Source organism: Priestia sp. D51 (assembly GCF_053345675.1).
This window is the reverse complement of record NZ_JBLTIR010000001.1, coordinates 1052774-1071740: the sequence shown is the minus strand read 5'-3', so window position 1 is coordinate 1071740 and position 18967 is coordinate 1052774. Positions and strand designations below refer to the sequence as shown.

Genomic DNA, 18967 nt, shown 5'->3' with positions numbered 1-18967 from the left:
GTTGATGTGTAAAGGCAGCCAAAAAGAGTAAAAATCAGCTGTTTTCTCTCATTTTCTACTAATGATTTACGCTTACACTTCTGTTTTCTTATTCTTTCGTATCACGAAACTTTTTGTATAGATTTACATGCACCTGCAAACTCTGTTAAAGAAGACGAAACAATATGCGGGAGGCTGGTATATGTTTTCACTGCGCGGCGATGCTCATAAAGTCTACCTTAAACTGAAAAAAGCGGCTCATCAAAATCAAAACGCAGCAGATATTGATGAATTAGCGGAAATGGAAGAAATCCGGCAGCTTTACCTTACGCTAGAAAGCGCTATTTTGCGAAAAGTGTATTACCGAATGATCAAAGAAAAAAACGGCTCCGGCGTCATCCCTATCCTTGTTTCTGCCTTGCCTTGGCTCTTTTTTTTATTTTCGCAGCGGCTGCAGCAATTTTTATTTAAAGACGGCAGCTGGCTTTGGATTATTTTTGTCGTGCTGTATGTTTTTATTCTCATTCCAAGCGTGTTTCTTCATTTCCGTGAACAATCGTGGGCTTCTGTTCATATTGAAATTATTCAAGACATTTTAAAAGATCGTGAAAAAGAGCCGAACCCCCTTTGAGGTCCGGCCCTTTTCTATTCATGTAGCTTATTCATCACTTTTGGAATGACGTGAGACAGTAAAAACCTACCTAAAAGAATCAGCAGGTAAATCATAATGAATTGAAAAACAATGAACACATGATGCGTATGTGCCCAAGCAAGCATATGAGTCGTAGAATAAGCCAATACAACAATTAATAGTAAAAAACACAGTACGTATAAAATACGCTTACCCCAAGAGGTAGCTTTTATTTTCTTTTTAATAAGCCTGCGATGTTGAATTCCCTGTAAGCATATGTAGAGGGTCAATACAAATGTAAGCATATCTCGCCTTAAGAAAAAAAGAATAAGTCCGATTCCTACAATCATCCACGTTAGCTTGTCATGATGCTTGTCTAGAAAGAAAAACATAAAATCCTCCTTCGAAATTAACGTGCTATTAGTTTAACACATAAAGGAAATTATGGTAAAAACCTAAATTTGTTAAATATTTCAGTGCAGAATAGACACCTATTCAATAAAAAAAGAACCTTATTATCCAATAAGGTCCTCTTTACCTATTATGAAATAGCTTGTCTGCTTTCTACGTCTCGACCTAACTTTCTTTTGATACGCTGCAGCGCGTTGTCAATTGACTTAACGTGCGTATTTAATTCTTTCGAAATTTCAGCGTATGAATGGCCGTCCATATACAGCGTCAATGCTTTTCTTTCCAATTCACTAAGTGTTTCCGCAATTTTTAACTCGCGGTCTTCCACTTTTTCTTGATGAATCAGCACCGCTTCCGGATTAGCAATTTGATCTCCAGGAATCATATCCATCAGCGTATAGTTTGATTCTTCATCATACAGAGGCTTGTCCAATGAAATGTACGAATTTAACGGACCGTGCTTTTGACGAGTAGCCGTTTTAATCGCCGTAATAATTTGTCTTGTGATACATAACTCCGCAAACCCTTTAAAAGATGTTAGCTTGTCTTCGTTAAAGTCGCGAATTGCTTTGTACAGTCCAATCATTCCTTCTTGGACGATGTCTTCTTTTTCAGCACCAATCAAAAAGTATTTTCTTGCTTTTCCCCTTACAAGATTTTGATACTTGTTGATTAAATACTCTAATGATTTTTCGTCTCCGCTGTGAACCATTTCAACCAAAACATGATCTTCTAACATAGCATAATTTTGAACTTTTTCAATTACGATGCCTACGCTCACTCATATCCCCCCGTTACACTTAGTTGAGTTTTGATGTGTTCTAAACTGATGCATGATCTACTTACTACGACGCTACTGCAATACGGTCCAGAAACGTAAAAAGCGTACAGGTAAACTGTCGCTTTCCTCTCTCACTTTATGCTCCCCTGCATCTTTCTATAATCTATTATAAAGAAGTATAACCGATAAAAATTAAAAAGGTTGTCGAAATATGAAAGTGTTTGCAAAAAAAATCAATTTTTATAGAAAATTCACACAAATCACTTTATTATTTCATATAGTGACAGCAATCTGTCAAAAAAGCAATAAAAAAATACTTCCATATTAAATAAACTTACTCAAGCAGAGTAAGTCGAAGTTGCAGATGATACTGCATATATAGGATTAGTTGTCTTCCGGCTTATCAGCATTTTTTGTTCCCTTGCTTTTATAAGGCTTTGCATTTTTCTTCTTTTTTGCACTCGCCTGCCAGCGGTTCCACCCTTTTTTGCCGGTGCCTCGCCCCGTGCCGCCTTTACCTTTTGCTTTACTCATACGTATTCCTCCGTTACCTGCGTGTTTGCTACAATAAAAAAAGACCCCGTCCAAAGTCGGAGTCTTTTTTGGATTGCATAAAATTATGCTTTTACAACGTTAGCAGCTTGTGCACCGCGTTGACCTTGCTCGATGTCGAAAGTCACTTTTTGACCTTCGTCTAAAGATTTGAATCCGTCGCCTTGAATTGCGCTGAAATGTACGAATACATCTTCTCCGCCTTCAATTTCGATGAAACCGAAACCTTTTTCTGCATTAAACCATTTTACTGTACCTTCAGTCATACTATTTCCTCCAGTGGTGGAATTACTCCACACATATATTACTACCCTTGCTCAATCGTACTATTTCCAGATAAAAATTTCTAATGAAGAATATTTCTCTTCTTTCAATTTCATACCGAACAAAAATAATTAACCTTAGTGTAACATATCAATTTAGAAATAGCAAGTCTCTGTTCTAAGACAGGCTTTATCCTAATTATGTATCTGTTAAAACCCTCTGTGTAAGCTTTGAGGCTACCGACATTTCTGGATTGTGATACGGCATAACGTTTTTTCATTCGGCAATATGTATCATTTGCACAAAAATAAATATTTCATATCCTGCTTTCTAAGAAACTACGACGCTTATAAATGGACATGCACATTTTTTATCAATTTATTTTCCACTCTCTTTCCTCCCGCGCAATAAAATAACCATTAATTACAAAAAAAAATAATAATAGTATATAATGATACGTGATTTATAGCTAAGGAGGAACAACATGATTCGTAAACGATCACTTTTGATAAAAGGACTCATCTTTTTACTAGCTGTTTTTATCTTAAATATCCCTTTCCCTAACTCAGCGCCGCTTATTAATTCTGTCTTTTCTTTTTTAGGCCTTCCCATTTATGGAAATGAAGAAACAATGACGGGATTCTATTATGCTAACAATGCTTGGGCAATCATACTTTTAATAAGTCTTTTTTTACTTTATAAAAGTTTAAACCGTCATCGTTTAAAACTAACGATTTTAGCTGCATTCATCGTTACTTCCGGCCCTGGGTTTATGATTGAAGTCATGCAAAAGACCGTGTTGTCAGGAATGTATGCTGTTTCTTACGATGCTGAAAACAGCAATTGTACATTCGAGACTAATAAAAGAGAAACCATATTAACGGGAAACTGCAAGCTTTCCTTTGAAAATAACCGTTCAAAGCCTGTTACGTTTGAAGTGGCAATTGATAAGCGCGCTTTTTTTGAAGATGAACAGCCTTTTTTACAAATGATGAATAAGCCTAAACTTCATACCATTACGCTAGAATCAAAGGGGTATCAAACTGTAGAAATTACTTCATATGTCAAAGTAGCTGATTTACCCTCTAAACTCTATATCGGAGAAATGAACGGCTTTCACATAAACATTTATCAAAACGGGAAAAAGCGTTATTTATAAGCATTGAAAAAAGCCCTTATAGGGCTTTTTAAATGAGTGAATTACCAGCCAAGGCCTCCGCCGTAGCAGCTGCAGCCGATGATTACTAATAAAATAAATAATACAACTAATAAAGCAAAACCAGATCCATATCCACATCCAGCGTTTCCAGACATACGAACACTTCCTTTTCTTTAGTTACTCTTTCCTCAAGAAAAACGCCGCTTGCATTTCGCTTGAGTTGGATTATCTTATGCCTGAACACGCCGATTTGACTCTGGTTTTTTCTTTTTTCTTTTTCCTTCTTGCCATGCACCTCATTAGTAAAAAAAGAAAATGCTTTTCAGCCTCTCTTACAAAATCATTTATTTCACTAGCTTACGTCTTTCAGAAGACCGTACTTCCGTGCGCTTTCCGATACCTAGTACATAGTAGCTCAGCACGATAATAGCTAAAAAGATAATCCCGACAATCAGCGATATGCGCGTTTCATCATTAAACCACATACCTACAAGCACCATAAGTAAAAACGCGATGGTTACGTAGTTCGTCACAGGAGCAAAAGGCATTTTAAATGGATGCTGATCCATCGCCGCTCCTTTTGCTTTTCGAAAACGAATTTGACTGATAAGAATGACAAACCATGGAATCATACCTGGAAGCACGCTCGCGCTGTACACGTACACAAAAACATTTGGCGGAGCAATATAATTTAAGACAACGCCCGCAGCTAACCCAATCATTACCGCAACGGTACTATAAATAGGTACACCGTTTCGAGAAACCTTTGTAAAAAACGCTGGAGCCTGTCCGTTTACGCCTAACGTATAAAGCATGCGTCCTGCGCTGAAAATTCCGCTGTTACATCCAGACATTGCCGCTGTGATGACCACAAAGTTAATGATTCCCGCAGCTGCCGTAATCCCTACTTTCGCAAATGTAGAAACAAACGGACTGCCGAGTGAGTCAAGCTCATTCCACGGATATACCGTTACAATGATAAAGATGGCACCGATATAAAAGATTAATATACGCCAAATCAAGCTTTGAATCGCGCTTGTTAACGTTTTTTTAGGATCTTTGGCTTCTCCTGCTGTAATTCCAATAAGCTCTACTCCTTGATAGGCAGCAATCACAAGCGACAGCGCAAAGAAAAAGCCGGACCATCCGCCTGTAAAGAAACCTCCGTTTGCCCACAAATTCGATAGTCCAAGCGCTTCTCCCCCGTTTCCAAGACCGAAGAAAACAAGGCCAAGACCGGCAATAATCATGAGCACAATCGTCACGATTTTAATCATTGCAAACCAAAATTCAAACTCTCCAAAAGATTTCACTGAGATTAAATTTGCCGCACCGAGAATGATCATGGCGACAATTCCCGGAACCCACGCCGGCAAATGCGGGAACCAGTACTGCATATAAGCTCCGACGGCAATAATTTCTGCCATGCCGACAATCACCCACTGAAACCAGTTGCTCCAAGCCGTAATGTAACCAGCTAACGGGTGAATATATTTATGACCAAATGTCGCAAATGAACCCGTACTTGGCTCTAAGTAAAGCATTTCACCCATTGCACGCATAATAAAGAAAATGAAAACGCCGCAAATAGCATACGCAAGCAGGACGGATGGCCCCGTCCATTTAATGGTGCTTGCTGAACCCATAAATAACCCTACCCCGATCGTTCCTCCAAGAGCAATCATTTGAATATGACGAGATTCAAGCCCTCTTTTTAACTCTTTGTTTGCCAATTTACTTCCCCCTAGCCCCTCGTGATGATTTTCTCTTCTATTTAAGAGATTCTTTTATTTCCCTGTCCTGATAGGGAATGATCATCTTTTTTCTTTTTCATAAAGAAGTACGAACATACCACAAATACAGCAATCAGCAGCGTGAGATAAAACTGAGTGCGAAGCGAATCAATAAATGCCATCGCAATAAAGATGCTTGTGATCGCCGCAATTGTTCCATACGTTAAATAAGGAAACAGCCACATTCTGATTTTTAAAGCTTCTGGCTTTTCTTTTTCGTATTTCTTTCTCATGCGAAGCTGTGAAAAAGCAATAACAAGGTACACAAGAAGCGCTACGCCTCCAGATGCATTTACTAAAAATAAAAAGATTTTATCAGGTGAAAGATAGTTAAACCCAACGCTGATGTAAGAAATCACGGTACATCCTACAATGGCATTAAACGGAATGCCTTTTTTATTCACTTTCAAAAACATGCGTGGCGCGTCTCCTTTTTGCGCCATTGAGTACAGCATACGAGAACTCGTATATAGACCTGAATTTAAGCAAGAAAGAACGGCAGTCAGTACGATAAAGTTCATGATTTGAGCAGCTGCCGGAACGTTTACCAGCTCTAATATCGAAACAAACGGACTTTTCATCAAGCTTGAAGAATCCCAAGGAAGGATCGTTACTAAGATTAAAATAGACCCAAGATAAAAAATTAAAATACGATAAATAACGGTATTTGTTGCGATGGTGATCGCTCGCTCAGGCTGAGCCGATTCTCCAGCCGCTGTTGCGACAATTTCGGTTCCCATAAAGGAAAACATGACAATCGCCACTCCTAAAAAGACGGAGCTGATTCCATTTGGAAGAAATCCTCCTCTATGAAGAAGGTTCGACGCTCCCGGAGACTCTACTCCCGGTATTAAACCGAGGATGATCGCTCCCCCTAAAAGTAAAAACAGCACTAAACTAACTACTTTAATAAGCGAAAACCAGTATTCAAATTCACCAAATGATTTAACAGAGTATAAGTTCGTTAACGTTAATAAAAATGTCAGGAGCAGACTGACACCCCAAGACGGTAGAGATGGAAACCAGTATTGAATAATTGTTGAGCCGGCAATCGCTTCAACAGCAATAACAATTACCCAGAAAAACCAGTATAGCCAGCCGATTGTGTAGCCAGCCCACGGTCCAAGCGCTTCTCTGGCATATGTCGCGAACGAACCGCTTGAAGGATTAGCCGTAGACATTTCCCCCAGCATTCGCATCACTAAGATCACCAGCAAACCGGCAAACGCGTACGAAAAGATGGAACCAGGACCTGCTGCGTTGATAAGCGATCCGCTTCCAATGAACAAACCGGCACCAATGATTCCTCCTAAAGAAATCATGGTTATGTGTCGAATTTTTAATTCTTTTTTTAACTCAGGCGGTTGATGACTCATATTAAAATCCTCCTCATAGAAACCGTCATTTAAAGAATTACACGTTCTTCGCATCGCGCGTTAAATATGTAAGCCCTTACAATATCGTGGACAAATAACTGCCGTTTTCCTACCCTCCTTCTATCTGTGCATGCAAATGAAGCCTTCACTTGACGAAAAAGATAGCTTCATTCGGCAAAAATTACTTTTCGAATTATATGATAATTTATATTGAACAACTTTGTCTATTGTTTTTTTGAAAGGAAGATCATTTTAATTTACTACCGATAAACTCTTTCCGCTATCGTAATTCTTTACTTCAAAACATCTTTTCTTTCACTTTACCGACACTCCTTTCTTTTCATTTTGTTCAAAATCACTATAAAAACCATAGATTCATTGGATATTTAAACAAAAGTGTTTATTTTTAATTTTTTTGAACATTTTTGTTAAAAAACTATGTACAAAACGATAATAAGGTGATTATAATACAGGTATAGGGTGTTGGAATATTAATTATGTTTAAAATTTTCTAAAAAAAGGGGTAATGAAAATGAACACAATGAATATCAACGAAATCAAACAATACAAACACGAGCCTTTCACAGACTTTACGACTGCACAAAACAAAGATGCGTTTGAATCTGCATTAGAACTTGTACAATCAGAGCTTGGAAAGGACTATCCTCTTGTAATTGGCGGAGAATTCATTACAACAGAAGATCAAATTCAGTCCATTAACCCAGCAAATAAAGCAGAAGTTATCGGACGCGTGTCAAAAGCAGATCAAGACCTGGCTGAAAAAGCAATGCAAGCAGCACTTTCTACATTTAATACATGGAAAAAAGAAGCGCCGGAAGCTCGCGCTGACATTCTTTTCCGCGCAGCGGACATCATTCGCCGCCGCAAGCATGAATTTTCAGCTTACCTTGTAAAAGAAGCAGGAAAGCCGTGGAATGAAGCAGATGCTGATACAGCAGAAGCAATTGACTTCCTTGAATACTACGCTCGCCAAATGGTGCAGCTAAAAGACGGCGCGCCTGTTGAGAGCCGCGAAGGTGAAGAAAATAAATTTAACTACATTCCACTTGGTGTCGGCGTTATTATTTCACCGTTTAACTTCCCGCTAGCGATCATGGCTGGAACAGCAGCAGCAGCAATCGTAGCAGGAAATACGGTTTTATTAAAACCGGCTAACAACACACCCGTTATCGCAGCAAAATTTGTAGAAGTAATGAAAGAAGCTGGCCTTCCAGACGGCGTACTAAACTACGTGCCGGGAAGCGGAAGCGAAATTGGCGACTATTTAGTAGATCATCCAAAAACACGATTCGTTTCATTTACAGGTTCTCGTGAAGTAGGCTGCCGCATCTATGAACGCGCAGCAAAAGTACAGCCTGGTCAAATCTGGCTAAAACGCGTTATTGCTGAAATGGGCGGAAAAGACACGGTTGTTGTAGATAAAGATGCTGATTTAGATTTAGCTGCTTCTTCTATTGTGTATTCAGCGTTTGGCTTCTCTGGACAAAAGTGTTCAGCGGGCTCTCGTGCAGTTGTTCATCAAGACGTATACGATATCGTTCTTGAAAAAGCAGTTGCGCTGACAAAAACATTAACAATGGGCAGCCCTGAAGATGTAAACACGTATATGGGACCTGTTATTGATCAAGCTTCTTTCAACAAAATTACAAAGTACATTGAAATCGGTAAAGAAGAAGGCCGTTTAATGACGGGCGGAGAAGCAGATGATTCAAAAGGCTACTTCATCCAGCCTACGATTATTGCAGATGTAGATGAAAAAGCACGTTTAATGCAAGAAGAAATCTTCGGCCCAGTCGTAGCATTCTGCAAAGCGCGCGACTTCGATCATATGATGGAAATTGCGAACAACACTGACTACGGTTTAACAGGTGCCCTTCTTTCAAATACGCCTGAACACATTGAGCGTGCGAAAGAAGAGTTCCACGTTGGAAACCTTTATTTCAACCGCGGTTGTACAGGTGCCATCGTTGGGTACCAGCCGTTTGGCGGATTTAATATGTCAGGAACAGATTCAAAAGCTGGCGGTCCTGATTACTTGATTCTGCACCTGCAAGCAAAAACAACAAGCACAACGCTTTAATACTCAGTAGAGCAGCCCTAGGCTGCTCTATCTTAAAACAACAAGGGATTTTTTCTATAGGGGGAGATATTTATGTTAGCAGAGGTATCTAAAAATGTGTTTCTTCACGCTTCCCAAAATAAAGCGCTAAACAAAGCGGCGAAAAAATGGGGTCTTCGCTTTGGTGCAGCTCAAGTGGTAGCTGGCGACACAATTGAACATGCGATCAAAAAAGTACGGGAATTGAATGAAAAAGGGCTTGTTTGTACGCTTGATCATTTAGGGGAATTTGTTTCAAGCAGAGAAGAAGCTATCGAAGCAACTCAATATAACATCAGAACACTAGAAGCTATGGGCCAAGCCGGTGTAACGTGCAACTTATCTGTCAAAATGACGCAGCTTGGTTTGGATATTGACCGCAGCTTTTGCGTTGAGAACATGCGCCGCATTCTTGAAACGGCGAAAAAATACGATAACTTTGTTCGAATCGACATGGAAGACTATGCTCACTGTCAAATGACGCTAGATATTTTACGAGAGCTCCGCGAGACGTTTGATAATGTTGGAACGGTTATTCAAGCTTACCTATTCCGCGCTGAACAAGATGTAAAAGAGCTAAAAGGCATTCCTCTTCGATTGGTAAAAGGCGCGTATCAAGAATCACCAACCGTGGCGTTTCAAGACAAAGTCCAAATTGATGAGAACTATATGCGAATTATCGAAGAGCATTTGCTCAGTGGAACATACACGGCTATTGCATCTCACGACCACAATATTATTGCAAAAGTAAAAGAGTTCGCTCACAAAAATAACATCCCGCGCACGCAGTTTGAATTTCAAATGCTGTACGGATTCCGAACGGATATGCAGCTTAGCCTTGCAAAAGAAGGCTATACAATGCGCGTATACGTTCCATTTGGCAACGACTGGTTTGGCTACTTTATGCGCCGCTTAGCTGAAAGACCGCAAAACGTCGCATTTGCTTTAAAAGGATTCTTTTCTAAATAAGCAATCTATTCAGTAAGTACCACAATGAAAACGCTATCATTTCTTTGTACCCTTTGCGGATGCTTCTGCAAAGGGATTTTTTATACGATTTCTCTTCCCTTTCAGTATGTATTGCGATAAAATACGAATACGAACAAACGTTCTTTTCATTATAAACAAAAAGGAGAATACACATGAATCCTCTATCAAAATTAGAACTGCCTCCTAAGCTAGAACCTTACCGAAAAGAAATCGAAAAAACATGTAAACCTTATATCCACATCCATACGGTTATGAACAGTCCAAAATTATATGACAGCAAGTTCGGCGGCAACCCTTACCTGCCTCTAGAAGCAAATCATCCTCTCGACTCCGAGGGCAAGCCTATGTTAATGATGGCACAAATCAATTTTTCTGACGTGCCTCCCTATGAAAATATGCCTTCTCAAGGCATGCTTCAATTTTTCATTTGCGGAGCTGATAACAAAAACACCGGTGATGTGTATGGTCTGGATTTTGACCAACCCACGTCTCAAAAAGACTTTCGCGTCGTTTTTTATGAAGACATAACAACCGACGAAAACAAGTTAATAACCGATTTTACGTATCTAGAAGACGTTGACCGAGATATGTTCCCTATTCCTCAAGAAGTAGGCCTACAGTTTGAAATAGAAAGCGAACCCGTGTCTCCTACTGACTATCGATATAATGATATGGAATCAGATTTATTTGATGATGAAGAAATGGAAGAGATCTACTGGGATGAGCTTACGGGCGAGTATCATAAAATGGGCGGATACGCTTTTTTCACTCAAAGCGATCCTCGAGACTACGATGAAGCGCTGCGCGCATATAACGTTCTGCTTCTTCAATTCGCCATGGACGACGAAGCGGATATTATGTTTGGTGATGCGGGAGTGGCCAATTTTTTCATTAAAGAAGAAGACCTTCGCAACCGTAACTTTAAAGATGTTTTGTACAACTGGGACTGCTGTTAAAAAAAACACCCTCTTAGAAAAGTATCTAGGAGGGCGTTTTTTTACATTATTATTATTTACTACTCAGCCTGTTTTTCCAGCCCTTGCAGCATTCAGCGTTTCTTTAAACTGCTGTAGCGCTTTTACATCTGCAAATGCGCTTGTAGGAATAACGTATCCGCTCATTGCACTAACAAGAATAAAGATATGTTCATCGGTTTCTCTAATTTGAGTGATGCTTGACCAAGGAGTCTTCACTTCTCCTTTTAAGCTTTTCTCTACCAAGCCATCTTCCGTAACCATCATAGTATGCTCACCTGTCAGACTGCTGTTATCTCCTTCATTTATTACCTTTATAATGTTCTTTTTAATACTTCCGTAAAAATATTTCGGATAAAATAAAAACCAAAGAACCGCAAGCAGCGCAAATGCTACGAACATGCCAAGTAAAAACTCTCCTTCAACCCACGAAACAAGCAAAGGAATGAGAAGAAAAATAAGCGACATCCATCGCTGAACTTTCAGCACTTTTTGTACTCTTTCCGAATGTTGAGCATGATGCATATTAAAAGCCACATAATCATCTTTTGTTAACGTATAGTGATATTCCATATTAATCTCCAATTCTTCTAAATAACAACAAAATAAAATATACCTCATTTGGTGTTATATGTATATAAAATAATAAGTTTTTCTTATGAAATACATCAACTTTTTATCATTTATTTACAGATATACATCACGTAAACTTAACTAGTACTCTACTATTTAAGGAGGAATGTTTATGGCTTTTACACTGACGCATATTGATCATATTCAGCTAGCTGCACCACCGAATTCAGAAAGCGAAGCACGACACTTTTTCGGAACTGTTCTTGGATTAACAGAAGTCGAAAAGCCGGAAAGTCTAAAAAAGCGCGGCGGCGTGTGGTTTGAATTCGGTTCTTATCAGCTGCATATTGGTGTGGAACCTGCCTTTTCACCCGCTAAAAAAGCGCATCCAGGCTTTCACGTTAAAAATCTACCTGCGTTCAAAGATCATCTGAGTAGCTTTGGTATTTCTTTTATAGAAGACAAAAACATTCCCGGTACTGAAAGAATTTACGTGGATGATCCATTTGGGAACCGTATGGAGTTCTTAGAAAGAAAAAACCTTCCTTTTCCCAGCTGAAATTCGGACAAAAAGACTGTGACAAACGTATTTTAGTTGAAGGAAGATCCGAACAATTATTCGTTCGGATTTTTTTATTGGTGTGATGAACGTAGGTTTCATGCATGTAGATACTTCTAGCGGTTGACTGGAAGGCAAGACGAAGACTCCTGCGGGGAAAGCGGAACAGGTGAGACCCCGCAGGAGCGTGCGCGACAAGGAGGCTCACCGGCCGTCCGCGGAAAGCGAAGTCTTGCATGGAAATCAACCGCGGTGTCAAAAGCGTTCCATACTAGCTCCTTTACCTCATTTGTTCGTCTTTAGATTAGATGCCTCAATCTCGTTGTTTTCGCCCTTCTTTTTGCTTTTCTTTCCACAGCATGTATAGCAACAGCCCCAGTAAACAAAATGCCACGCCAAACATTGTTAAAGGAAATAACAGTGTATTAATAAAATGATGATAAACCCATGAATCGTTCATCTAACCAGCTCCAATACGCACCGTTTTTTTATAGTATGCCCTACTATAACCTTTTTTATATTGTGTTAAATATCATGGTTTCTATCATATTTCTTTTTCTTTTTAATAGAGTAAATAGTAGATACATAACATTCTCCTCTTAGAGTTCTTATTCGCTGATTTCAAATTTTATTAGAGGAGGTTTACTCTATGAAAAAAAAGTTCACTGAAAAGCCTAAAAAGCTTTTTTGGATTCTTTCTTATAAATCATTAATTATCGCTATACTATTTGTTCTGTTAACATCTGCCGCTATTTTTACCGTCACGTATTCAACTCTTCAGCATACGCTGCGCTCGAACGTTGTCTATCAAGCGCTATCAAATTATAAAGCTCAAAGCTTGTTCTACTTCATGCATACGGAAAACCATCATTTCTCTCATGCCTTTGAAGAAGACTTCTCCCCGCCTCCTCTTTCTTCTGTCGCCCTGCAGCTTGCGACGAATATTCGCGTGGCGGATACAAGAAGTCTATTTGGATCAGAACTGCCCGGCTTTTCTATTTTTGATTCTCATATTCTGTTAGCCGGTGAAGGAACGGATTATACCACGATTCCTCATGAATCGGCTCCTCCTCTCGAAAGCATTTCTGGAGAGCGTGATTTGGATCCTGCTGAAAGCAAAACGTACGAAGAAAGCAAAAAACAGTCTCAAACACAGGCTAAGCAAAGCACGGGAGACAGAAAAGTTGTGTACATCTACCACACGCACAGCTGGGAATCTTATTTCCCTTTACTTGGTATGCAAGGTGAAGCGAACGAAAATAAAGCAGTAGATAACAAAACCAACATCACGCTCGTTGGTCAAATGCTAGGAATGGAATTAAAAGCAGACGGAATCGGATCGGAAGTAGATACAACCAACATGACGCAAAAGCTGAATGAAAAAGGCTGGGGTACAGGACGAGCCTATGCGATGTCTCGAAGCGTGGTGGAAACAGCTCTTCAGCAAAACCAAGACGTCGATTATTTAATTGATATTCATCGTGATTCACTACGTCAAGAAAAAACAACGGCTACTATCAACGGCAAATCGTACGCTAAAATAATGATTGTATTAGGTGAAGCGAATCCGAAATTTGATGAAAATGTAAAAATGGCTAAAGCGATTCATGAAAAGCTAGAGGAAAAATATCCAGGCCTTAGCCGCGGAGTATTAAGCAAAAAGAAAACAAGCGGCAATAACGGTCTGTATAATCAAGACTTATCCGACCGCTCCATTTTAATTGAAGTAGGCGGCGTCGATAACAATATGGAAGAACTCACAAATACCGTCAAAGCCTTTTCTGATGTGTTCAGCGAGTATTATTGGCAAGCTGAAAAAGTGAATGCGCAGTAAACAAAAACTAGCTACCCCAGGTAGCTAGTTTTTGTTTTTATGAGAGTCACGCTTCTCCTTTTCTTCACACGCAAAGCAGACAAGCTTCCCTTCAACAACCACACCGTTTAAAAATCCCTCTAAACAGTACACGTTCTTTTGACATACTGTGCAGATTCCAACGTACTCTTTCACGACTTTCACACTCCTTACATACGATTAAAAACCATAAAAAAAGCTCTATTAAAGAGCTTCTTTCCGTACATAGGATTTTCCTTCATTTCAACAAACGGCTCATTTCCTCAGGAGAAAGCGGCTTATCAAATAGATAGCCTTGACCGATATGACAGCCTTGTTCCGTCACAAACTGCAGCTGTTCTTCGTTTTCGATTCCTTCTGCGGTTAGGGCAAAATTAAGTTTTTTCCCCATTTGAATAATCGTTTCCACCAGCACTTTTCCAACTTCATCTAAGTCATCAATAAATGATTTATCAATTTTTAACGTATTGATTGGCAAGTGTTTAAGATAGCTGAGAGAAGAGTAGCACGTTCCGAAATCATCCATCGCCACTTTTATCCCTAGACTCCGCAGGCGGTTTAGCACTTTTTTCGATTCTTGACTGTTTTGAATAACGCTTTCGGTGATTTCAAGTTCTAGAAAGTGCGGCTCAAGGCCCGTTTTCTTCAAAATTTGTTCCATGTCCGTTACAAATCGTGAGGACTTCAGCTGAATAGGTGACACGTTCACCCCTATTTTACTCGCTTTTAAATTTATCCCCGTCCATGCTTTCATTTGCTGACATGCTTCTTCTAATACCCATTTGCCAACCGGTACAATCAAACCAACTTCTTCTAAAATGGGCAAAAATTCATTTGGATAGACAGTACCAAATTTTGCGCTATTCCAGCGGATAAGCGCTTCTGCCCCTATGACATCAGACGTTTTCAAATCGATTAACGGCTGATAAACGAGCTGAAACTCATTTCTTTCTAACGCATACTTTAACTCATTCTCCATGCTGATCGTTTTAATGATTTTTTCATTTGATGAAGAAGAACTCATTTCATATGTGTTTCGCCCATTTCGTTTTGCTACATACATCGCAATATCTGCTTGCTTAATTAACCTGTCAATTAGTTCATCTGCGTCTTTTGGAATAATATGCTGCTGACATTCCTTTGAAAATAGGCTGATGCCAACGCTTGTAGAGGTTAGCACTTTATCTCCGTCTATATAAAAAGGAAGCGACATTTCTTTTACAATCTGCTCGGTCATTTCTTCAATTTCCTCAACAGTTTTTAGTGTATGAAGCACTAAAATAAACTCATCGCCCCCATGCCGCGAGATAAAATCAGAGGACGGAATACATTTTTTTAATCTTTCTGCTACGCGCCTCAGCAGCACATCGCCGTGATGATGGCCAAGCGTATCATTTATTGATTTGAAGCGGTCTAAATCTAAAAATAAAATAGCCAGCAGTTCTGGAGATTCTTCATCTAAAAACAGTTTTTTTAGCTGTTTGTTTAACCAGTAGCGGTTAGGTAAATTAGTTAACGGATCATAATAAGCCATTTGCTTAATTTTTTCTTCATATGCTTTTCGCTTTGTAATATCATTGCGAATTGATACGTACTGATACGGTTTTCCTCGTTCATCTAAAAATGGAACAATGGTTGTATCCACCCAGTAATACGAAGCGTCTCTTGCCTTGTTTTTTATTTCTCCGTGCCAGACCTTACCTGAGCTGATTGTACTCCATAACTCTTTAAAAAACCGTTTTGAGTGATGTTTCGAATTAATAATACGATGATCTTGACCAAGAAGCTCATGTCTTTCATACTTAGAAATTTCACAGAATTTATCGTTCACGTGATTGATGAATCCGCGACTATCTGTAATCGCTACAATCGATGATTCATTTAACGCAAGTTCAATATCATTTAGTTTTTTCAGCGCTTCTTTAAATTTATATTCAAAATGCCTGTTTTCCATATCCTATACACCTTTATCAAAATTTTAACGATAAAACAAAACCCATGACGAAATGATAGAGAGGAATCGTGAATAATGAATACAATTTAATTAGCAATGGACAGCGAATTAGTTTGTCCGATTGCCTTACATTCGTAAAATAGTAAGCGTACAATTGCCGCTTTTCCTCTTTACACCTTTACAAACTTCTTACACGCAGTTTGTAAAAGGATTGATAGATAGTTTCGTTTATCCATATCTGTTATCACAACTTTTCTATGGTAACATTAAAATGATTTTTATAGAAATGAAAGTGTACTTTCTTCACGTAATTGACATACCTTTTGATGGTAAACAGAAAAAAGCCTCTGCTTTAGACAGAGGCTTTTTTCACTTTCTTCTCATGAGCTCGTACGCGTCAGCCACGGAAGAATAAGATATTGAAAGGTTTTGTTGTACACAACAATCCGGTTAAGATAATACGGATCGTTGTCTTTTGTAATAACATGAGGGGCTAAAATAGCTGCTTGGTGAAAACCAGCATCTTTCACAATCTTAGCTACGTCATCATTTGTATTGCCGTATGGATAAGCAAAGTAAACGGGGTCTATTCCTAAATGGTTCTTAATCGTTTCTTTGCTTTTTCGTAAATCACGAGCAAACGCGCTGTATTTAGCAGGCGTCAGAAATAAAGGCTTGTCTTCTTCTAAACGGTGCATATCATATGTATGCGAACCGATTGTCGCAAGGCCGCTGTCTTTCATTTCTTTTAGCTGACTCCATGAAGCCATATTTAAATTTTGAAAGTCCTCTGCTCCCACTTGTCCTGCGATTACATATAGCGTAAACGGAATGTTTTCCTTTTTCAAAATTGGAAAAGCATTTTGATACACGGTACGGTCAATATCGTCAAATGAAATCCATACGCAGCGTTTTGGAAACGTGCCTTTTTGCTGATACGTTTCAATATCTTTTGGCGTAACAAACGTAGCGTCAAGTTCCTTCAGCTTTTTTAACTGTTGTTCAAAATCATTGCTGTAGACGCTGTACTCTGTCAGTTCGTCAGACTTTGTAACTGAGCTGACAATTCGATTAAACCAATTATGCTTGCGCACGCGATGATAATTTAAGCCTAAGCATCCGTTCGTCTCAAGCGCTGGCTCCACGGTCGTTGTTGCTTTCGCCTTATCTTCCCAGTTCACTACTTTAAAGAAAATAAAGCCAACTACCGCTGCCGCAATTAAAAGAAAGAATACATATTTCTTCATGCGTGCTTCCTCTCCTCAGTATGTTTTAACGGATTAACATCAAACTCGATGTACTGTGCACGCTGAAGCTCTTGAATTTGATCCTTCGATAAAAGCTCAAGACGCTCTAAATCTTTAATACTCGTATACGCCGGCTCTTTTCGTCGGTTTAAGCTTCCAAATCTCTTTTTGTTGTAGAATCTCCATAAAAACAGAGCCAGGAAAAAGAAGCAAAAAATAGCGAGTCCAATTACTAAAAACGTTCGAATTTCGCCGTTCGTCGTTTTGAACGCAATTTTTAATACCCCGCTGTAACGGTCATTTACGCCGATAACAGCTGAAAGGAAAAACCAAAGAACAATGGCACAATACAGCCAAAAAACAGATGAAACAATGATGCTTATCACGAATCGAGCAAGAGGCTGCTTGGCTTGAATCATGATTTGCTCTTCGTTAAGCCGCGGTCTGGACTGCTCCATGTGGCATAGCCTCCTTTCACTCTAGATCTGATAGCACGAGGAAATGCGCCCACTACCACAATCGTATTGACAATCCAGTAAAGCGCTGGGTACCATGCAGCCCATACGTAATACCGCTTCACGTTGTCGTATTTCGAATCAATTTTCAGCGCAATAAACAGCTGAATTAAGCTCATAAACACAAGGGAAAATGACGTAAACGTAAACCAAAACAGTATGTCTTGAGGACTGCTCGCGGTAACAAGCAGCATGATCGTCACAAACAGCCATGCGAATGACCAAAGAGTACTGATCCACTGCTCTAGGTATACAAGCCAAATTCTGCGCTGCTTCCATTTTAATAACACTTTCCAGTGGCGAAGCATTACCTCTTGCCCGCCTTGAGCCCAACGTACTCGCTGCTTCCAAATTCCCTTTAAGGTTTCGGGCACAAGCATCCAGCACAATGCCCGCGGTTCATAGCGGATATCCCAAAAGCGCTGCTGCAGCTTCCAGCTTACGGCGATATCTTCCGTAATCATGTCACGATCCCACAGCCCGACGTCCACAAGTGCTTTCTTTCGAAAAGCCACTACTACGCCTGAGACCGTCATTACTTTTCCTAAAATTCGCTGTGTTCGTTTAATAGAACCGATAATAGAAGAATACTCAACTAGCTGAATGCGACTCAGCAGCGTATTACGGTTTCGAATGCGCGGATTTCCGGTAACGGCTCCCAGCCGTTCCCCTTTATGAAGAAAATGATGGATTAGATAATACGGAGCGTCTTGATCTAAAATAGCGTCTGAATCTAAGCAGATTAAAAACTCAGCTTTAGATGCGTGCGCACCTAAATGCAACGCATTGGCTTTTCCTTTATTTTCATAAAGCTGAATCACACGAACTTCAGGGTGATTCCTGCTGATTTCCTTTAAAATATCAGCTGTTCCATCGGTGCTTCCATCGTTAATAAGAATGATTTCTTTAGACGGATAATCTAACGCCAAAAGGTGCTTAAGCGTTTCTTCAATCGTTTCTTCTTCATTATAGCAAGGCACTAAAAAGCTCACTAACGGCCAATCAACTGTTGAAAAATCAACTTTGGGATCTCGGTCGCGATAGCGTATGTAAATAAGCGTGCCCGCAATCCAAAATAAAGACATAATAAATGGATACCAGAAAACAAAGCTCGCGAGCTTTTCAAATCCAGGTATTAATACGTGTTGCATATTCATTTTTCTGACTCCTTCACACCAATTAAAATTGCACAGAGTGACAATTTTATCACTAAATTGGTTAAATAGAACATAGTAATT

General features: G+C 39.4%; 22 protein-coding genes. 8 read left to right on the top strand and 14 right to left on the bottom strand.

Annotated features, from left to right (window positions below; translation table 11 throughout):
- Positions 1 to 181 precede the first annotated feature (181 nt).
- Positions 182 to 610 carry a hypothetical protein gene (locus ACNHOZ_RS05585; protein ID WP_048020400.1) on the top strand — a complete coding sequence of 143 codons (429 nt, stop codon included), beginning with the start codon at positions 182 to 184 and terminating at the stop codon, positions 608 to 610.
- 14 nt (positions 611 to 624) lie between these two features.
- Here ACNHOZ_RS05585 and ACNHOZ_RS05580 read toward each other — a convergent pair whose 3' ends face one another.
- The 4 genes from ACNHOZ_RS05580 to ACNHOZ_RS05565 form a co-directional block, all read right to left on the bottom strand.
- A complete protein-coding gene (locus ACNHOZ_RS05580; protein WP_048020398.1) occupies positions 625 to 1002 on the bottom strand; it encodes a hypothetical protein in 378 nt (125 codons plus the stop codon).
- A gap of 149 nt (positions 1003 to 1151) precedes the next feature.
- Entirely contained in the window at positions 1152 to 1802 is a 651-nt protein-coding gene (sigH, locus tag ACNHOZ_RS05575) for an RNA polymerase sporulation sigma factor SigH (RefSeq protein WP_013058500.1), read from the bottom strand.
- A gap of 384 nt (positions 1803 to 2186) precedes the next feature.
- Complete coding sequence (locus ACNHOZ_RS05570) at positions 2187 to 2342, bottom strand: DUF3934 family protein (RefSeq protein WP_196299097.1); 156 nt, start codon at positions 2340 to 2342, stop codon at positions 2187 to 2189.
- A 77-nt stretch (positions 2343 to 2419) separates the two neighbouring features.
- Positions 2420 to 2620 carry a cold-shock protein gene (locus tag ACNHOZ_RS05565; RefSeq protein ID WP_013058502.1) on the bottom strand — a complete coding sequence of 67 codons (201 nt, stop codon included), beginning with the start codon at positions 2618 to 2620 and terminating at the stop codon, positions 2420 to 2422.
- A 482-nt stretch (positions 2621 to 3102) separates the two neighbouring features.
- On the opposite strand from ACNHOZ_RS05565, the gene ACNHOZ_RS05560 reads away from it, so the two are divergent.
- Positions 3103 to 3777, top strand: a complete 675-nt coding sequence (locus ACNHOZ_RS05560) for a hypothetical protein (RefSeq protein WP_048020395.1) — start codon at positions 3103 to 3105, stop codon at positions 3775 to 3777.
- Between the two features lie 41 nt (positions 3778 to 3818).
- Here the strand turns inward: ACNHOZ_RS05560 and ACNHOZ_RS05555 are convergent, their stop codons facing one another.
- The 3 genes from ACNHOZ_RS05555 to ACNHOZ_RS05545 form a co-directional block, all read right to left on the bottom strand.
- Positions 3819 to 3932: a YjcZ family sporulation protein gene (locus tag ACNHOZ_RS05555; RefSeq protein ID WP_080754474.1), complete on the bottom strand. Its 114-nt coding sequence runs from the start codon at positions 3930 to 3932 to the stop codon at positions 3819 to 3821.
- Between the two features lie 189 nt (positions 3933 to 4121).
- On the bottom strand, positions 4122 to 5510 hold the full coding sequence (locus ACNHOZ_RS05550; protein ID WP_048020393.1) for an amino acid permease: 1389 nt from the start codon (positions 5508 to 5510) through the stop codon (positions 4122 to 4124).
- Between the two features lie 41 nt (positions 5511 to 5551).
- Positions 5552 to 6946, bottom strand: a complete 1395-nt coding sequence (locus ACNHOZ_RS05545; protein WP_028414950.1) for an amino acid permease — start codon at positions 6944 to 6946, stop codon at positions 5552 to 5554.
- A 532-nt stretch (positions 6947 to 7478) separates the two neighbouring features.
- Here ACNHOZ_RS05545 and pruA point away from each other — a divergent pair.
- From pruA to ACNHOZ_RS05530, 3 genes are all read left to right on the top strand, one after another.
- Positions 7479 to 9047 (top strand): L-glutamate gamma-semialdehyde dehydrogenase, encoded by a 1569-nt coding sequence (gene pruA / locus ACNHOZ_RS05540; protein WP_048020392.1) that lies wholly within the window; start codon positions 7479 to 7481, stop codon positions 9045 to 9047.
- A gap of 72 nt (positions 9048 to 9119) precedes the next feature.
- Complete coding sequence (locus ACNHOZ_RS05535) at positions 9120 to 10034, top strand: proline dehydrogenase family protein (RefSeq protein ID WP_048020390.1); 915 nt, start codon at positions 9120 to 9122, stop codon at positions 10032 to 10034.
- 173 nt (positions 10035 to 10207) lie between these two features.
- The gene (locus ACNHOZ_RS05530) at positions 10208 to 11011 is read left to right on the top strand and encodes a YwqG family protein (RefSeq protein WP_048020388.1); all 804 of its coding nucleotides are present in this window, start codon (positions 10208 to 10210) and stop codon (positions 11009 to 11011) included.
- 63 nt (positions 11012 to 11074) lie between these two features.
- Here the strand turns inward: ACNHOZ_RS05530 and ACNHOZ_RS05525 are convergent, their stop codons facing one another.
- A complete protein-coding gene (locus tag ACNHOZ_RS05525; RefSeq protein WP_034271281.1) occupies positions 11075 to 11602 on the bottom strand; it encodes a YcxB family protein in 528 nt (175 codons plus the stop codon).
- Between the two features lie 172 nt (positions 11603 to 11774).
- Here ACNHOZ_RS05525 and ACNHOZ_RS05520 point away from each other — a divergent pair, with 172 nt between their 5' ends.
- Complete coding sequence (locus tag ACNHOZ_RS05520) at positions 11775 to 12161, top strand: VOC family protein (protein WP_048020385.1); 387 nt, start codon at positions 11775 to 11777, stop codon at positions 12159 to 12161.
- 123 nt (positions 12162 to 12284) lie between these two features.
- Entirely contained in the window at positions 12285 to 12464 is a 180-nt protein-coding gene (locus ACNHOZ_RS05515; protein WP_080968645.1) for a hypothetical protein, read from the top strand.
- A gap of 10 nt (positions 12465 to 12474) precedes the next feature.
- Here ACNHOZ_RS05515 and ACNHOZ_RS05510 read toward each other — a convergent pair whose 3' ends face one another.
- Positions 12475 to 12621 carry a hypothetical protein gene (locus ACNHOZ_RS05510; protein ID WP_196299095.1) on the bottom strand — a complete coding sequence of 49 codons (147 nt, stop codon included), beginning with the start codon at positions 12619 to 12621 and terminating at the stop codon, positions 12475 to 12477.
- A 189-nt stretch (positions 12622 to 12810) separates the two neighbouring features.
- Between ACNHOZ_RS05510 and spoIIP the strand changes: the two genes are divergently transcribed.
- Entirely contained in the window at positions 12811 to 13995 is a 1185-nt protein-coding gene (spoIIP, locus tag ACNHOZ_RS05505; RefSeq protein ID WP_168761176.1) for a stage II sporulation protein P, read from the top strand.
- 24 nt (positions 13996 to 14019) lie between these two features.
- Here the strand turns inward: spoIIP and ACNHOZ_RS05500 are convergent, their stop codons facing one another.
- The 5 genes from ACNHOZ_RS05500 to pgaC form a co-directional block, all read right to left on the bottom strand.
- A complete protein-coding gene (locus tag ACNHOZ_RS05500) occupies positions 14020 to 14169 on the bottom strand; it encodes a hypothetical protein (RefSeq protein ID WP_447697054.1) in 150 nt (49 codons plus the stop codon).
- Between the two features lie 82 nt (positions 14170 to 14251).
- Positions 14252 to 15967, bottom strand: a complete 1716-nt coding sequence (locus ACNHOZ_RS05495) for a putative bifunctional diguanylate cyclase/phosphodiesterase (RefSeq protein WP_243495050.1) — start codon at positions 15965 to 15967, stop codon at positions 14252 to 14254.
- Positions 15968 to 16347: 380 nt separating this feature from the next.
- On the bottom strand, positions 16348 to 17214 hold the full coding sequence (icaB, locus tag ACNHOZ_RS05490; RefSeq protein ID WP_028414957.1) for an intercellular adhesin biosynthesis polysaccharide N-deacetylase: 867 nt from the start codon (positions 17212 to 17214) through the stop codon (positions 16348 to 16350).
- On the bottom strand, positions 17211 to 17672 hold the full coding sequence (gene pgaD / locus ACNHOZ_RS05485) for a poly-beta-1,6-N-acetyl-D-glucosamine biosynthesis protein PgaD (protein ID WP_047750023.1): 462 nt from the start codon (positions 17670 to 17672) through the stop codon (positions 17211 to 17213). The genes icaB and pgaD overlap by 4 nt, the downstream gene beginning before the upstream one ends.
- Positions 17630 to 18886: a poly-beta-1,6-N-acetyl-D-glucosamine synthase gene (gene pgaC, locus ACNHOZ_RS05480; protein WP_048020377.1), complete on the bottom strand. Its 1257-nt coding sequence runs from the start codon at positions 18884 to 18886 to the stop codon at positions 17630 to 17632. Before pgaC ends, pgaD begins: the two co-directional genes overlap by 43 nt.
- Positions 18887 to 18967 lie beyond the last annotated feature (81 nt).

Bases quoted from the DNA above. Each gene is read 5' to 3' on its own strand.
- pgaC (WP_048020377.1), bottom strand. From the start codon at position 18,886: ATGAATATGCAACACGTATTAATACCTGGATTTGAAAAGCTCGCGAGC.
- ACNHOZ_RS05510 (WP_196299095.1), bottom strand. From the start codon at position 12,621: ATGAACGATTCATGGGTTTATCATCATTTTATTAATACACTGTTATTT.
- icaB (WP_028414957.1), bottom strand. From the start codon at position 17,214: ATGAAGAAATATGTATTCTTTCTTTTAATTGCGGCAGCGGTAGTTGGC.
- ACNHOZ_RS05520 (WP_048020385.1), top strand. From the start codon at position 11,775: ATGGCTTTTACACTGACGCATATTGATCATATTCAGCTAGCTGCACCA.
- ACNHOZ_RS05530 (WP_048020388.1), top strand. From the start codon at position 10,208: ATGAATCCTCTATCAAAATTAGAACTGCCTCCTAAGCTAGAACCTTAC.
- ACNHOZ_RS05495 (WP_243495050.1), bottom strand. From the start codon at position 15,967: ATGGAAAACAGGCATTTTGAATATAAATTTAAAGAAGCGCTGAAAAAA.
- ACNHOZ_RS05555 (WP_080754474.1), bottom strand. From the start codon at position 3,932: ATGTCTGGAAACGCTGGATGTGGATATGGATCTGGTTTTGCTTTATTA.
- ACNHOZ_RS05545 (WP_028414950.1), bottom strand. From the start codon at position 6,946: ATGAGTCATCAACCGCCTGAGTTAAAAAAAGAATTAAAAATTCGACAC.
- ACNHOZ_RS05580 (WP_048020398.1), bottom strand. From the start codon at position 1,002: ATGTTTTTCTTTCTAGACAAGCATCATGACAAGCTAACGTGGATGATT.
- ACNHOZ_RS05585 (WP_048020400.1), top strand. From the start codon at position 182: ATGTTTTCACTGCGCGGCGATGCTCATAAAGTCTACCTTAAACTGAAA.
- spoIIP (WP_168761176.1), top strand. From the start codon at position 12,811: ATGAAAAAAAAGTTCACTGAAAAGCCTAAAAAGCTTTTTTGGATTCTT.
- ACNHOZ_RS05560 (WP_048020395.1), top strand. From the start codon at position 3,103: ATGATTCGTAAACGATCACTTTTGATAAAAGGACTCATCTTTTTACTA.
- pruA (WP_048020392.1), top strand. From the start codon at position 7,479: ATGAACACAATGAATATCAACGAAATCAAACAATACAAACACGAGCCT.
- pgaD (WP_047750023.1), bottom strand. From the start codon at position 17,672: ATGGAGCAGTCCAGACCGCGGCTTAACGAAGAGCAAATCATGATTCAA.
- ACNHOZ_RS05525 (WP_034271281.1), bottom strand. From the start codon at position 11,602: ATGGAATATCACTATACGTTAACAAAAGATGATTATGTGGCTTTTAAT.
- ACNHOZ_RS05565 (WP_013058502.1), bottom strand. From the start codon at position 2,620: ATGACTGAAGGTACAGTAAAATGGTTTAATGCAGAAAAAGGTTTCGGT.
- ACNHOZ_RS05535 (WP_048020390.1), top strand. From the start codon at position 9,120: ATGTTAGCAGAGGTATCTAAAAATGTGTTTCTTCACGCTTCCCAAAAT.